Source organism: Actinomycetospora sp. ABD4_176, from assembly GCF_056311855.1.
Genome location: NZ_CM149974.1, coordinates 2,406,879 through 2,420,935, shown reverse-complemented (window position 1 = coordinate 2,420,935; position 14,057 = coordinate 2,406,879). Strand labels below are relative to the sequence as shown.

Sequence of the window (14,057 nt, the reverse complement as noted above, 5' to 3'; positions counted from 1 at the left end):
CGATGCAGCCAGACGAGGGCCACCGGCCGAGCCTGTCCTCGGAGCAGGTGCGCCGGACGCGGCAGCGCCGGGAGGCCCTCGTCGGGGAGGGCGTGCTCGTGGTCCCGCCCGGACGCACCGGCGTGCCGTCGCTGATCGAGACGAGCTGGCGGCGCTGCGTCGGCGAGGGCGTGCCGGCCGACCCGGCCCACATCCCCTACCGCCCGACCGACGACGTGTCGCCGGTGCTGGCCCGCGCCGCCGCCCCGGTCCTCGACCGCCTGCGCGACAGCTTCGCCGACGTCCCCGTCGCGATGGTGCTCTCGGACGAGACCGGGCGGATCGTCGTGCGGCACGCCGAGGAACGCCGGCAGCGCACCGAGATGGACCGCGCCAGCGCGGTCGAGGGGTCGGACTTCTCCGAGCACGCCGTCGGCACCAACGGTCTGGGCACCGTGATCGTCGAGCGCCGTCCCGTCCTCGTCCGTGGCCCGGAGCACTACAACCCGCGCCTGGAGAACCTGACCTGCGCCGGCACCCCGATCGTCGAGCCGTGGACCGGGCGCATGCTCGGGTCGTTCTCGCTGGCGTGCGTGCTGCGCGACGTGCACCCGCTGATGACCGTGATGACCAGCGACATCGGTCGCCAGATCGAGGAGCGCCTGCTCGACGGGGCGGGGGAGCGCCGCCGCCGGCTCGTCCGGTCCTACCTCGCGGTGGAGGGCACCGCCGACGGCGTGTTCGTGGTCGACGAGGAGACGGTGCTCGCCAACCGGCAGGGCCTCGTCCACACCGGGCCCGACCTGCACCCCCTGCTCTGGCGCCACCTCGCCGAACGCGCCCCGCACCGGTGCACGCGGATGTCGGTCCCGCTGCCCGACGGGTTCCGCGACGCCCTCGTCGAGCCGATCCGCGAGGGCGGACGGACCGCGTTCAGCGTGCGGCTGCTCCCCGGCCGGCCGCCGAGCGCCGAGCGCCTCGACGCGACGCCGGCCCGCCGACAGCTCCACGCCCCGCTGCACCACGTGCCCGAGGCCGACCGCGAGCTGGCGGCGGCGGTGCGCCACGGCGAGCGCGTCGCCGTCGCGGGCGGCGCGGGCACCGGCAAGCGGACCACCGCGGCGCGGGTCCTGGCGCGGCAGGGGGCGGACGCCCCGGTCGTCGTCGACCCGGCGCGCGAGCACGGCTGGCGGGCGGTCGTGGACACCGCCCTCGCCGCCGGGCAGGGCGTGCTCGTGCGGCGGGTCCACCTCCTGGCTCCCGACGACCTCGCCCACCTCGTCGCCGCCGTCGAGGCGGCGCCGCGGGCGGCGGTCGCGCTCACCCTCGACCCCGAGCGCGCCGGCCCCGCCGTGCTCGGCCCCGTCCGTCGGCTCGCCACCGTCGTCCGGCTGCCCTCACTGGCGCAGAGCCGCGGGCACCTGCCGGTGCTCGTCCGCGCGGTGCTGGCGGACCTGCCCGAGCCGGAGCGGGCGACGCGCCTCGCGCCCGCGACCTGGGACCGGCTCGCCGCCTGGTCGTGGCCCGGCGACGTCGCCGAGCTGCGCACGACCGTCGTCGCGCTCGCCCGGCGGGCCCGCGGCGACGTCGTCGAGCCGGCCGACCTGCCGCCCGAGCTGCGCGCCGGCACCCGCGCGTCCGGCCTGCTCGAGCGCGCCGAGCGCGACACCGTCGTCGCCGCCCTGCGCGCGGCCGGCGGCAACCGCAGCCACGCGGCCCGGGCGCTCGGGATCGGGCGCACCACCCTCTACCGGAAGATGCGCGAGTTCGGGCTCTGACTGAGGACCGGCGACGGGCGCCCCTCGCCGGTCCATCCGATCGAGGGTGCCCTTCGCTCAGGCCCTGCGACTACTCGTCGTCGCTGTCGTCGCGGGCGAGGAACGTCGCGAACCGGTCGGCCGCCCCGGCGTGCTCGGGGTGGGCGTCGACGAAGGCGCGGAGGCGGTCGGCCAGCCACGCCACGCTGACCTCCTCCTCGCCCCGCCGCTCCTCGAGCTCCTCGATCCCGCGGTCGGTGAAGTACACGGCCGGCTAGTCCCGCCCCATCAGTCGGCCAGGGCCTCGGCGATGAGCGCCTTCTGCTCCACCTCGTGCACCTTGGCGACACCGGCGGCCGGGGCGGCCATGCGGCGCCGGGAGACGCGCTGGAGGTGGGGCAGGCGGCCGTTCATCCGCTCCGGCAGCCACAGGCCCAGGAACGGCCAGGCGCCCTGGTTGGCCGGCTCCTCCTGCACCCAGCGGACGTCGCCGCCCGCGTTCGGGTACCGGTCGAGCACGGCTGCGAGCTCCTCGGTGGCGAGCGGGTAGAGCTGCTCCATCCGCACGATCGCGGTGTCGTGGCTGCGGCCCGCCTTCTCCCGCGCGGCGACCAGCTCGTAGTAGAGCTTGCCGGCGCAGAGCAGCAGGCGCGTGACCCCGTCGGTGCCGCCGGAGGCGAAGGCCGGGTCGTCGAGGATCGGCCGGTAGCCGCCGCTGGTGAACTCCTCCACCGGGCTGACCGCCGCCTTGTTCCGCAGCATCGACTTCGGCGTGAAGACGACCAGCGGGCGGCGGACGCCGTCGGTGGCGTGGCGGCGCAGCAGGTGGAAGTAGTTCGCCGGGCTCGACGGCAGCGCGACGGTCATCGACCCCTCGGCGCACAGCTGCAGGAAGCGCTCGATGCGTCCCGAGGTGTGGTCCGGACCCTGGCCCTCGTGGCCGTGCGGCAGCAGCAGCACGACGTCGGAGGTCTGGCCCCACTTGGCCTCACCGGACGAGATGAACTCGTCGATGATCGACTGAGCGCCGTTGACGAAGTCGCCGAACTGCGCCTCCCAGAGCACGAGCGCCTCGTGGTTGGCCACCGAGTAGCCGTACTCGAAGCCGACCGCCGCGAACTCCGAGAGCGCCGAGTCGTACGGCATGAACTTGCCCTGGTCGGCGGTCAGGTGGCGCAACGGCACGTACTCGGAGCCGTCGTGGCGGTCGATGAGCACCGAGTGGCGCTGCACGAACGTCCCGCGGCGGGAGTCCTGGCCGGACAGCCGCACGAGCTTGCCGTCGATCAGCAGCGACCCCCACGCCAGCAGCTCGGCGTAGGCCCAGTCGATGCCCTCCTCGGTGTCGGTCGCCGCGGCCTTGCCCCGGCGGTCGAGGACGGGCTTGACGCGCGGGTGGGCCGCGAAGCCCTCCGGCAGCTCGGTGTGGGCGCGGGCGATGCGCTGGATGACGTCGAGCGGCACCGCGGTCTGCAGCGAGTTCGGCACGGCCTGCTCGTACTCGACCGACGGGCTGGGCTCGGGGTCGGCCTTCTCCAGCTCGCGGACCTCGTTGAACACGTGCTCGAGCTGGCTGCCGTAGTCGCGCAACGCGTGCTCGGCCTCGTCCAGCGAGATGTCGCCGCGGCCGATCAGCGACTCGGTGTAGGTCTTGCGCACCGAGCGCTTGGCGTCGATGACGTCGTACATCTCCGGCTGGGTCATCGAGGGGTCGTCGCCCTCGTTGTGGCCCCGGCGGCGGTAGCAGATCATGTCGATCACGACGTCGGAGTTCCACCGCTCGCGGAACTCGACGGCCAGGCGCGCCACCCAGACGCAGGCCTCGGGGTCGTCGCCGTTCACGTGGAAGACCGGCGCGTCGATCATCTTCGCCACGTCGGTGCAGTAGTGCGTCGAGCGGGTGTGCTCGGGCGCGGTGGTGAAGCCGACCTGGTTGTTGACGATCACGTGCACGGTGCCGCCGGTGCGGTAGCCGCGCAGCAGCGCGAGGTTCAGCGTCTCGGCGACCACGCCCTGGCCCGCGAAGGCGGCGTCGCCGTGCAGGGCGACGGGCAGGACGGTGAAGCCCTCCGGGCCCTTGTCCAGCATGTCCTGCTTGGCCCGCACGATGCCCTGCATGACGGGGTCGACGGCCTCGAGGTGCGAGGGGTTCGACGTCAGCGACACCGTCGTCTCGCCGTCGCCGAACATGCGGAAGAACTTGCCCTCGGCACCGAGGTGGTACTTCACGTCGCCGGAGCCGTGCGCCTGGCCCGGGTCGAGGTTGCCCTCGAACTCGCGGAAGATTTGCGACACCGGCTTGCCGACGATGTTCGCCAGCACGTTGAGGCGCCCGCGGTGGGGCATGCCGATGACGACCTCGTCGAGCTCGTGCGCCGCGGCCGTGTCGAGCACGGCGTCGAGCAGCGGGATCACCGTCTCGGCGCCCTCGAGCGAGAAGCGCTTCTGCCCGACGTACTTGGTCTGCAGGAACGCCTCGAACGCCTCGGCGGCGTTGAGCTTCGACAGGATGTACTTCTGCTCGGCGACCGGCACCTTCTCGTGCGGGCGCTCGATGCGCTCCTGCAGCCAGGTGCGCTTGTCGGGGTCGAGGATGTGCATGTACTCGACGCCCATGGTGCGGCAGTACGAGTCGCGCAGGACGCCGAGGACGTCGCGCAGCTTCATGCACCCGCGCCCGGCGAACCCGTCGACGGGGAACTCGCGGTCGAGGTCCCAGAGCGTCAGGCCGTGCGACGCGATGTCGAGGTCGGGGTGCTTGCGCTGGGGGTGGGAGAGCGGGTCCGTGTCGGCCATGAGGTGGCCGCGCGTGCGGTACGCGTCGATCAGCTCGATGATCCGCGCGGTGCGGTCGATCTGCGACGACGGCAGGTCCTGCCGCCAGCGGATCGGCTCGTAGGGAATCCGCAGCGACGCGAAGATGTCGTCGTAGAAGCCGTCCTCGCCGAGCACGAGGTGGTGGATGCGGCGCAGGAAGTCGCCGGACTCGGCGCCCTGGATGATCCGGTGGTCGTACGTGGACGTCAGCGTGATGATCTTGCTGATGCCCATGTCGGCGAGCTTCTCCTCGCTCGCCCCCTGGAACTCGGCGGGGTACTCCATCGCGCCGACGCCGACGATGGTGCCCTGGCCGACCGTCAGGCGCGGCACCGAGTGGTTGGTGCCGATGGTGCCCGGGTTGGTCAGCGAGATCGTGACGCCGGCGAAGTCCTCGCTGGTCAGCGAGCCGGTGCGGGCCTTGCGCACCATGTCCTCGTAGGCGGCCCAGAACTGGGCGAAGTTCATGTTCTCGGTGCCCTTGAGGGCCACCACCACGAGCGAGCGCGAGCCGTCCTTGCCCGGCAGGTCCATCGCCAGGCCGAGGTTGACGTGACCGGGGTCGACGACGGCGGGCTTGCCCTTCTCGTCCTCGCCGAAGTGCCGGTTCATGTTCGGGAACGCCTGCAGGGCGCGCACCATCGCGTAGCCGAGCAGGTGGGTGAACGACACCTTCCCGCCGCGCGTGCGCTTGAGGTGGTTGTTGATCACGATGCGGTTGTCGGCGAGCAGCTTCGCCGGCACCGCGCGCACGCTGGTGGCCGTCGGCAGCTGCAGCGACGCCGTCATGTTCTTGGCGATGGCGTTCGCGGCGCCGCGCAGCGGCTTGGTGGTCTCCACCGCGCCGTTCGAGGCGCCCGGCTGCGCGGACTTCGCCGGGCTCGTCGTGCCGGCCGCGGGCTTGCTCGCCGCGTCCCGGTCGCCGGTCGGGGTCGACGTCGGCGTGGCCGGGCGGCTCGGGGTGCTGCCCTGTCCGCCGCCCTGACCGCCGCCCTGTCCGCCGCCCTGGCTGCTCGGGCCCGAGGACGGCGTCGACGAGGTGCTCGGGGCCGACGTGTCCGTCGACGTGCTCGTCGTGGCGCTCGCGGCGGTCGACGCGGCGGTGGTCGACGCGGCGCCGGCGTCCCGGTCGCCCGCCGCCGGCTCCGCCGACTCCGCCGGCTCGGCCGACTCGGCGGAGTCCGCCGACTCGGCCGCGCCCGCCGACAGCGGGCGGGAGCCGTTCGCGGCGTTGCCGGCGCTCGTGTGTGCGCCCGCCTCGTCGGGGGCGGTGTCGGGGCTGTAGTCGGCGAAGAAGTCGTGCCACGCGGCGTCGACGGAGTCGGGGTCGGCCAGGTAGCGCTGGTACATCTCGTCGACCAGCCACTCGTTGGGTCCGAACTGGGCGGTCGGGCTACTACTCGACACGACTAGGGATCGCCTCAATCAGTCGTCGCGGTGGCGTCGGAAGCGTGTCCAGATTAGCGCTTGACACCGCGCAGGGTCGGTGCCCTGTCGCCTACTGCACCGGTCCACACCCACCCGGACAGCTGCTCCGGTGGCGCTGCGCCATCCGCCCGACACGGTGCGTACCCGGAATCACGCGTTCGGCGGTCGACCGCGGCGGTTCGTGCGGTTCCTGTCCGTCAGGTGAACCGCGAGCGGAGCACCTCGTCGCCGTCGGCGTCGGTGACGACGAACCCGGCCGCCTGGTCGCGCAGCACCGCCGAGTTCAGCCGGCAGACCATCTCCGTCGGCCCCGTGCCGCGGAAGGCCCCGGCGGGGACGGGGCGACCGGCGCGGTCGAGGACCGTGACCTCGAAGACCTGCCCCTCGGCGAACCCGGACCCGGTCAGCACCATCTCCACCCCCCAGGTGTGGTCGATCGTGCCGGCGCTGGCGCGCACCGCGGGGTCGAGCGCCTGGACCGTCACCGGCTCCACGGTGGGCTCGCCCGCCCCGGCGACCGCCAGCCCGATCCCGACCCCGGCGAGCCCGATGAGCGCCGCGGCGGCCGCCGCGAGCACCGGGCGCCGGGCACGGTGTCGCGCCGGTGACGGGCCGCCGGCCCGGAGCGGCACGGCGGCGGGGACCGCGCCGGCGCCGTCCGGCACCCCGTCCGGCACCCCGTCCGGCGCCCCGGCCCCGGGCTCGCGACGCAGGCGGTCGAGGACGTCGGCGAACCCGCCGGGATCGCCGGGCCGGGCGGGCACGAGCGGCACGGCGTCGCCGTGCGGGGCATCGGGATCGACGCGGGCGAGCGGACCCGCGAGCGGGGTGAGGGCCGCGAGCTCCGCCCGGCAGTCGGGGCAGGAGTCCAGGTGCGTCGCGACCTCGTCGCGCTCGGCGCCCTCGAGCTGTCCGAGCGCGTAGGCGCCCAGCTGCTCGCGCAGGCGGTCGTGGAGCGGGGCGCCGGATCCGGTGGTCACAGCGGGACTCCCATGTCGTCCATGATGGTCCGGAGGTTGCGCAGGCCGTAGAACACCCGGCTGCGCACGGTGCCGACGGGAACCTCCTGCTCGGCGGCGACCTCGGCGTAGGGCCGGCCGCGGACGTAGGTCTCGACGATCGCGCTGCGCTGCTCGGCGCCCAGGCGGGTCAGGGCCTCCTCGAGGAACCACGCCGTCACGAGGTCGTGGCTGAAGTCGGGCGCGCCCGCCGAGACCAGCGACAGGTCGGCGGGGGCGGTCGGCGTGCCCGGGCGGCTGCGCGCGTGCCGCACGGTGTCGACGACGACGTTGCGGGCGATGGTGAACAGCCACACGCGCAGGCTCGCGACCGCCGCGTCGTAGCGGGCGGCGTGGCGCCAGGCGCGGACGAACACCTCCTGCACGACGTCCGCGGCCGCGCCGGGGTCGCGCAGCTGGCGCAGGGCGAAGCGCTCGAGCTCGCCGGCGTGCGCGCGGTAGGCGGCCTCGAGGTCCTCGATCCGGCGCAGGTCGACCGGCGGGCGCGCCGTTCCCGCTGCCTCGCTCACCCGTTCTCCCCGCACCGTCCCGGCGTTCGGAGCATCCTGGCCGACGTCGTGTGACCGCGTCGTGACGTAGCGGACCACCGGCGCGTGGGCGAGGTCGGCGCGGATCACGGTGGTGGCTACGGCGCCCCGGTCCCCGGCGTTCACCCGGGGCGGCCGGAGAAGCCCTCGGCCGCGCGGTGAACGCGGGCCGCGAGGCCGCCGTAGAGACGGGCACTTCGGACATCTCACCCCCCTGGAGGCCCTCGTGCGCCGTACCCTCCCGAAGCTCGCCGCCGTGTCCGTCCTCACCGCCGGTGCGCTCGCCCTGTCCTCGGGTGCCGCGCTCGCGGCCGACACCGAGGTCGCCGAGCCGGACAGCTTCACCTCGATGTTCACCGTCATGGCGACCCCGGACACGATCGTGAACTCGGACGGACAGTCCGTCCCGGGCCAGCCGGGGGCGACCGGCACCTTCAACTACCGCATCAACAGCGACGAAGAGATCATCTGCTACGACCTCACGCTGAACGGCGTCACCGGGGACTACGAGAGCCCCGCCCGCACGGCGACGCACATCCACGAGGCGCAGCCGGGCATGTCCGGGCCGCCCCGCATCGCGTTCCCGGACCCGGAGGGCGAGGGCGACACGCGCACCAGCTCGGGCTGCCTGCAGGGACCCTTCACCACGGGCGTGATGGCCGACGGACAGGACACCGGCACCGGGTTCTCCCTGCGCGAGATCGAGGAGAACCCGGCGGCGTTCTTCGGTGACACCCACACCGCCGAGTACACGGCCGGTGCGGTGCGCGGCCAGCTGACGCCGGTGCCCATGGGCGGTGTCGAGACCGGCGCCGGGGCGACCGCCACGGCCGGCGACGACGCCGCGGCCCCGGCGATCGCGGTCGGCGCGGGCGTCCTCGCGGCGGTCGGCGCGGGCGTCGCGCTGGTGCGCCGGCGCGGAGCGCGCTCTTGAGGTGACCGAACGCCCCACGGCGCGGCGACGCTCCGGGCCCCGCGCCCGGGGCGTCGCCGCGCTCGTCCTGCTCACGGCGCTGCTCGCCGGGTGCGCCGGCGGGCCACGCCCGGACGCCGGGCCCACCCCCACCGGGCCCACCACCGGACCCAGCACCAGCGGGTCCGCTCCGGCCGACGCGCGTGTCGTGCCTGCGAGCGTGCGCGTGCCGGCGATCGGGGTGGACGAGGACACGGTGGTCCCGCTCGGCGTCGCGCCCGACGGGGCGGCGGAGGTCCCGCAGGACTACGCCCGCATCGGCTGGTTCGACCCGGCCCGCGGCGCCCCGGTCCCCGGGGCCCGCGGGCCGACGGTGCTGCTCGGGCACGTCGACTCCCGCAGCGGCCCGGCCGTGTTCTACCGGCTGCGCGACCTGCGCCCCGGCGACGAGATCGAGGTCGGCACGGCGGGCGGGGACGTCGCGCGCTACGTCGTGGAGCGCACCGAGCAGGTCGCCAAGGACCGGTTCCCGACCTTCGCCGTGTTCGGGGCGACGCCGGACGACGTCCTGCGCCTGGTCACGTGCGCCGGTGACTTCGACCGCGGCGCCCGCAGTTACACCGACAACCTCGTGGTGCACGCCCGGCGGGCGTGACCGGTCAGCCGGCGCGGACGAGACCCTCGGCGTCGGTGTCCGGCCCGGCGAACCCGTCGAGCCCGTCGGCGCCGTCGCTGCCGACCACGTCGTCGACCGTGCCGGCCCCGGCCCGCCACAGGCGTGCGTAAGCGCCGCCGCGGGCGAGGAGCTCGGCGTGGGTGCCCTCCTCGAGGATGCGGCCCCCGTCGATCACCACGATGTGGTCGGCCCGCGCGGCGGTCGCGAGCCGGTGGGCGACGACGAACGTGGTCCGCGGCGCCGCGAGCCGCTCACCGGCCGCGAGCACGGCGCCCTCGGTGGCGGGGTCGAGCGCGGCGGTGGCCTCGTCGAGCAGGAGCAGGCGCGGGTCGACCAGCTCGGCGCGGGCGAGGGCGACGAGCTGGCGCTGCCCGGCGGACAGGCCGCCGCCCCGCTCGCCGACGGGCTGGCGGAAGCCGCCCGGCAGGGTGCCGATCATGTCGATCGCCCCCACGTCGCGCGCCGCCTGCTCGATGCGGGCCGGCGTGGCCTCGGGGTCGCCGTAGGCGATGTTCGAGGCGACGTCGCCGACGAACAGGTGCGCCTCCTGCGGCACGACGCCCAGGTGCCGGTGCAGCGACTCGAGGTCGTGGTCGCGGACGTCGACGCCGTCGATGAGCACGGCACCCGACGTGGCGTCGTAGAACCGCGCGACGAGCTTGACCACCGTCGACTTCCCCGCGCCCGTGGCGCCGACCAGCGCGACGGTGCGCCCGGCCGGCACGTGCAGCGAGAAGTCCGAGAGCGCCGGGGTCTGCGCGCCGGCGTAGGAGAAGCCGACGTCGCGCAGCTCGACCTCGCCGCGCAGGTCGCCCCGCGCCCCCGGGTGCTCGGGCGCGGGCACCGACGTCGGCGTGCGCAGCAGCTCGCCGATGCGCAGCAGGCCGATGCGCGCCTGCTGGTAGCCGTCGAACACCTGGGAGAGCTGCTGGACCGGGCCGAAGAACATCGCGAGGTAGAGCAGGAACGCGGTGAGCACGCCGGGGGACAGGCCGCCGGTGGCCACACGTGCCGCGCCGACGCCGAGCACCGCGGCCTGGGCGAGGTCCGAGAGCATCGCCGCGAACGGGAAGTACGTCGCGATGAGGCGCTGGGCGCGCAGCCGGGCCCGGCGGTAGGCGTCGCTGTTGTCGGAGAAGGTGGCCGCGGAGATTGCCTCGTGGGTGTGCGCCTGGGCCACGCGCAGGCCCGCGACGTTCTCCTGCAGGTCGGCGTTGACGACCCCGACCCGCTCGCGCGCCTCGGCGTAGGCCACCGACACGAGACGCCGGAAGATCAGTGTCGCCACCACCAGCACCGGCATCACCGCGAGCGCGACCAGGGCCAGCTCGACGTCGGTGACGAGCAGGGCCACCGCGACGCCGATGATGGTCAGCAGGGCGACGAACGCCTGGGCGAGCCCGGTCTGCAGGAACGACGACAGGGCGTCGACGTCCGTCGTCATCCGCGTCATGATCCGGCCGCCAAGCTCGCGCTCGTAGAAGTCGAGGCCGAGACGCTGCAGGTGGGCGAAGCTGCGGGTGCGCAGCAGGTAGAGCCGGCCCTCGCCGATTCGTGCGGTGAGCACGGTCTGCGCGGCGACGACCAGCCAGTCGACGGCCACCACGACGACGCCGAGCCCGACCGCCAGCCACAGCACGTCCAGCGAGCGCGACTGGATGCCGCCGTCGACGGCGAGGCGCGCGAGCGACGGGAAGGCGACGGTGGCGGCGGCGTCGAGGGCGAGGAGCACGACGGCGAGCGCGAGCGCCCAGCGCACGGGGCGCAGCAGCCGGCCCAGACGGAAGGCCGGGTCGGGCGCGGTCGGGTCCTCGCCGTGCAGGTCGGGCTCCTCGGTGGCGGGCGGGAGCCGGTCGAGCTGCGTGCGCATCTCGGGGGACGCGCCGCCGTCGATGCCGCCCGCGAGCGCCTCCGCCCCGGCCGACGCGACCGCGGGCGCCGGCGCGGGCACCGGACGGTCGGGCGCCGGGTCGTCGGGCCAGAGGGCGCGGGTGATGGTGGGGGTGCCGGCGGGCGCGATGGTGGCAGTGCCGGCGGGCGGGCCGGCGGGCGGGCCGGCGGGGGCGCCGGCGGGCGCGGTCGCCACGTCGTCGCCGCCCCCCGGGGTGTCCCCGTCCTCGTCGACCCGGCCGGTCTCGTCGATGCGCTCCGACGGTCCGGCGAGCAGCTCGCGGAACAGGCGGCAGCGGGCCTCGAGCTCGGCGCGGGTGCCGACGTCGACGACGCGGCCGCCGTCGAGCACGGCGATGCGGTCGGCGAGCGCGAGCGTGGAGCGCCGGTGGGCGATGACGAGCGTCGTGCGCTGCGCGGTGACCCGACGCAGGGTCTCGCCGATGGCCGCCTCGGTGGTGGCGTCCACGGCGGAGGTGGCGTCGTCGAGGACGAGCACCCGGGGGTCGTAGAGCAGGGCACGGGCGAGCGCGACGCGCTGGCGCTGGCCGCCCGAGAGCGTCAGGCCCCGCTCGCCGACGCGGGTGTCGTAGCCCTCGGGCAGCGCGGCGATGAAGCCGTCGGCCTGGGCGGCGACCGCCGCGGCGCGGACCTGCTCGTCGGTGGCCTCCGGGCAGCCGTAGGCGATGTTGGCCCGCACCGTGTCGGAGAAGAGGAAGGCCTCCTCGAACACGACGCCGACCGCGCGCCGCAGCTCCTCGAGGTGCACGTCGCGCACGTCGACGAGGTCGTCGGCCGGGCCGATGCGCAGCGCACCGCCCTGCACGTCGTAGAACCGCGGGGCGAGCAGGGCGACCGTCGACTTGCCCGAGCCCGCCGTGCCGACGAGCGCGACGGTCTCGCCCGCCCGGATGTCCAGCGACAGCCCGTCGAGCACCGGCTCGCTGCGCGCATAGCCGAAGCGCACGTCGTCGAGCCGGACGCCGAGCGGGCCGTCGGGGACCGCGCGGGCCTGCGGGGCGTCGACGATCTCGGGCTGGGAGTCGATGAGCTCGTACACCCGCTCGACGCCGGCCCGGGCGAGCTGGCCCATGACGACGAGGCCCGCCACCAGCCGCGCGGGGCCGACGAGGGCGGCCACGTAGGCGGTGAACGCGATGAACGTGCCCAGCGAGATCTGCCCGCCCACCGCGAGCGCACCGCCGAGCGCGAAGACGACCAGCTGCCCGACGGTGGGCAGCGCCGAGAGCGTCGGCGTGAGCTTCGCGTTGAGCCACGCCGCGCGCAGGCGCTCGGCGTAGAGGCGGCGCGCCGCCTCGCGCAGCCGCCCGACCTCGCGCGTCTCCTGGCCGAAGCCCTTGACGACGCGCACCCCCGTGACGGTCTCCTCGACGTGCTGGGCCACCTCGGCCGCGCGCTGCTGCGCCGACCACGTCGCGGGGAAGAGCCGTCGGCGCATCCGCCCGGTGAACACCACGCCGACCGGCAGCACCACCAGTGAGACCACCGTGAGCAGCGGCGAGAGCCACAGCATGATCGCCACCGACACGACGAGCTGCCCGAGCGTGCCCGCGACCAGCGGCACCATGCCCAGCAGGCCCTGGACCTGCTGGAGGTCGGAATTCGCGCGCGAGACCACCTGCCCGGTGCGCAGCGCGTCCTGCTTCGGGCCGTCGAGCCGCGAGACCGACCCGAACACGCGGCGCCGCAGGTCGTGCTGGACGCCGAGCGACAGGCGACCGCCGAGGTAGCGCCGCAGGAAGGCCGCGCCGAAGCGCACGACCGCGATGACGACCATGGCGGCCACGAGCAGCCCCAGTCCCTCGGTGGAGCCGGCGACGGCGCGGTCGACGGCGGTGCCGATGAGCAGCGGGCCGATCGCCTCGAGGCTGACCCCGAGGACGGAGGCGGTGAGGGACGCGACGGTGAGGGTGGGGCGACGCCAGCAGTCGCGGGCGAGGCGGCGGACCCAGCCGCGGGTGGGGCGGGCCTGCTCCGTGGTGCGCTCCGTGGTGCCCTCCGGGGTGTGTGGTGCGGGCGAGCCCCTCCACAGTAGGTCGGCCCCCCGACGGCCCGCCGCGCCGAGCGCGGATCACGAGCGGCGGCCCCGACCCGGGGGGTGACGCACCCCGGGCGGCGTGGTCCACTGTGCGCGTGCAGCACTTCCTCCTCGGCCCCCTGTGGGAGAGCCGCCGTGCGCACCTGTTCGACCAGGGGTGTCGCCGGGCCTGACGAGCCTCGTCGCGTGCCGACCGGCCGCGACGTCCCTCGCCCGCGCACCGCACCCCCACCGGGACCGGCCCGAGAGGGCCGGGTGCGTGCGTGCGCGGACGCCCGCCCTCCGGAGGACGACCCCTGTGACCGCCCTGGTCGACCACCCGCCGCGCCCCCTCCCCGCGCCCGGTCCGTTCACCCGCCCCCGCTCGCGGCGCCCCGACCGTCGCCGCTGGCGGGACGGCCCCACCCCGGCGAGCCTCGCCGACCTCGTCGCGCTGACCCGCGAGGTCGCCACCGAGGTCGCCACCGAGGTCGCCACCGAGGTCGCCACCGAGGTCGCCACCGAGGTCGCCACCGAGGTCGCCACCGACGGGACGGCCGGCCCTCACCCCGTCGTCGTCGACCCGGTCCACCGCTGGTCGCGGCGCCTGCACGCCGACGCGCACCTCGACGTCTGGCTGATCTCCTGGGCCACCGACCAGGCCGCCGAGCTGCACGACCACGGCGGCTCGCTCGGCGCGCTGACCGTCGTGCGCGGGGCTCTCACCGAGTGGCGCTGGTCCCCGGGCAGCGAGGACGATGGCGCCTGCGCCGCCGAGGAGATCGCCGCCCGCGGCCCGGGCCTGCGCCGCCGCGTCGTCGACCCGGGCCGCAGCGTCGCCTTCGGCCTCGGCCACGTCCACGACGTCAGCAACCGGGCCGCCGAGACCGCCGTGAGCGTCCACGCCTACTCGCCGCCGCTGTCGGCCATGTCGTACTACGCCGTCGAGGGCGGCGTGCTGCGCCGCACGCGCTCGGAGCTCGTCGAGCCGGGAGGATCGCCGGGGTGAGCGC

9 protein-coding genes are annotated in these 14,057 nt (G+C 75.3%); 4 read left to right on the top strand and 5 right to left on the bottom strand.

Features of this window, described 5'->3' with window-relative positions; translation table 11 throughout:
- Positions 1-2 precede the first annotated feature (2 nt).
- Positions 3-1,757, top strand: a complete 1,755-nt coding sequence (locus tag ACYX4T_RS11715; RefSeq protein ID WP_476014685.1) for a sigma-54-dependent Fis family transcriptional regulator — start codon at positions 3-5, stop codon at positions 1,755-1,757.
- A gap of 70 nt (positions 1,758-1,827) precedes the next feature.
- On the opposite strand, the gene ACYX4T_RS11710 is transcribed toward ACYX4T_RS11715, so the two are convergent.
- The 4 genes from ACYX4T_RS11710 to ACYX4T_RS11695 all read right to left on the bottom strand — a co-directional run bounded on the left by ACYX4T_RS11710 (position 1,828) and on the right by ACYX4T_RS11695 (position 7,509).
- A complete protein-coding gene (locus ACYX4T_RS11710) occupies positions 1,828-2,004 on the bottom strand; it encodes a DUF6104 family protein (RefSeq protein ID WP_476014684.1) in 177 nt (58 codons plus the stop codon).
- Positions 2,005-2,024: 20 nt separating this feature from the next.
- Positions 2,025-5,903 (bottom strand): multifunctional oxoglutarate decarboxylase/oxoglutarate dehydrogenase thiamine pyrophosphate-binding subunit/dihydrolipoyllysine-residue succinyltransferase subunit, encoded by a 3,879-nt coding sequence (locus ACYX4T_RS11705; protein WP_476015249.1) that lies wholly within the window; start codon positions 5,901-5,903, stop codon positions 2,025-2,027.
- Between the two features lie 275 nt (positions 5,904-6,178).
- Entirely contained in the window at positions 6,179-6,961 is a 783-nt protein-coding gene (locus ACYX4T_RS11700) for a zf-HC2 domain-containing protein (RefSeq protein WP_476014683.1), read from the bottom strand.
- Positions 6,958-7,509 (bottom strand): sigma-70 family RNA polymerase sigma factor, encoded by a 552-nt coding sequence (locus tag ACYX4T_RS11695; RefSeq protein WP_476014682.1) that lies wholly within the window; start codon positions 7,507-7,509, stop codon positions 6,958-6,960. The genes ACYX4T_RS11700 and ACYX4T_RS11695 overlap by 4 nt, the downstream gene beginning before the upstream one ends.
- Positions 7,510-7,753: 244 nt before the next feature.
- On the opposite strand from ACYX4T_RS11695, the gene ACYX4T_RS11690 reads away from it, so the two are divergent.
- Together ACYX4T_RS11690 and ACYX4T_RS11685 are read left to right on the top strand one after the other, a co-directional pair.
- Positions 7,754-8,461, top strand: coding sequence for a CHRD domain-containing protein (locus ACYX4T_RS11690; RefSeq protein WP_476014681.1), 708 nt, complete (start codon positions 7,754-7,756; stop codon positions 8,459-8,461).
- Position 8,462: 1 nt separating this feature from the next.
- The gene (locus tag ACYX4T_RS11685; protein ID WP_476014680.1) at positions 8,463-9,095 is read left to right on the top strand and encodes a class F sortase; all 633 of its coding nucleotides are present in this window, start codon (positions 8,463-8,465) and stop codon (positions 9,093-9,095) included.
- 4 nt (positions 9,096-9,099) lie between these two features.
- On the opposite strand, the gene ACYX4T_RS11680 is transcribed toward ACYX4T_RS11685, so the two are convergent.
- Entirely contained in the window at positions 9,100-13,059 is a 3,960-nt protein-coding gene (locus tag ACYX4T_RS11680) for an ABC transporter ATP-binding protein (protein WP_476015248.1), read from the bottom strand.
- Positions 13,060-13,363: 304 nt separating this feature from the next.
- Between ACYX4T_RS11680 and ACYX4T_RS11675 the strand changes: the two genes are divergently transcribed.
- Positions 13,364-14,053, top strand: a complete 690-nt coding sequence (locus ACYX4T_RS11675; RefSeq protein ID WP_476014679.1) for a cysteine dioxygenase — start codon at positions 13,364-13,366, stop codon at positions 14,051-14,053.
- Positions 14,054-14,057: the final 4 nt, after the last annotated feature.

Bases quoted from the DNA above. Each gene is read 5' to 3' on its own strand.
- ACYX4T_RS11715 (WP_476014685.1), top strand. From the start codon at position 3: ATGCAGCCAGACGAGGGCCACCGGCCGAGCCTGTCCTCGGAGCAGGTG.
- ACYX4T_RS11705 (WP_476015249.1), bottom strand. From the start codon at position 5,903: ATGTACCAGCGCTACCTGGCCGACCCCGACTCCGTCGACGCCGCGTGG.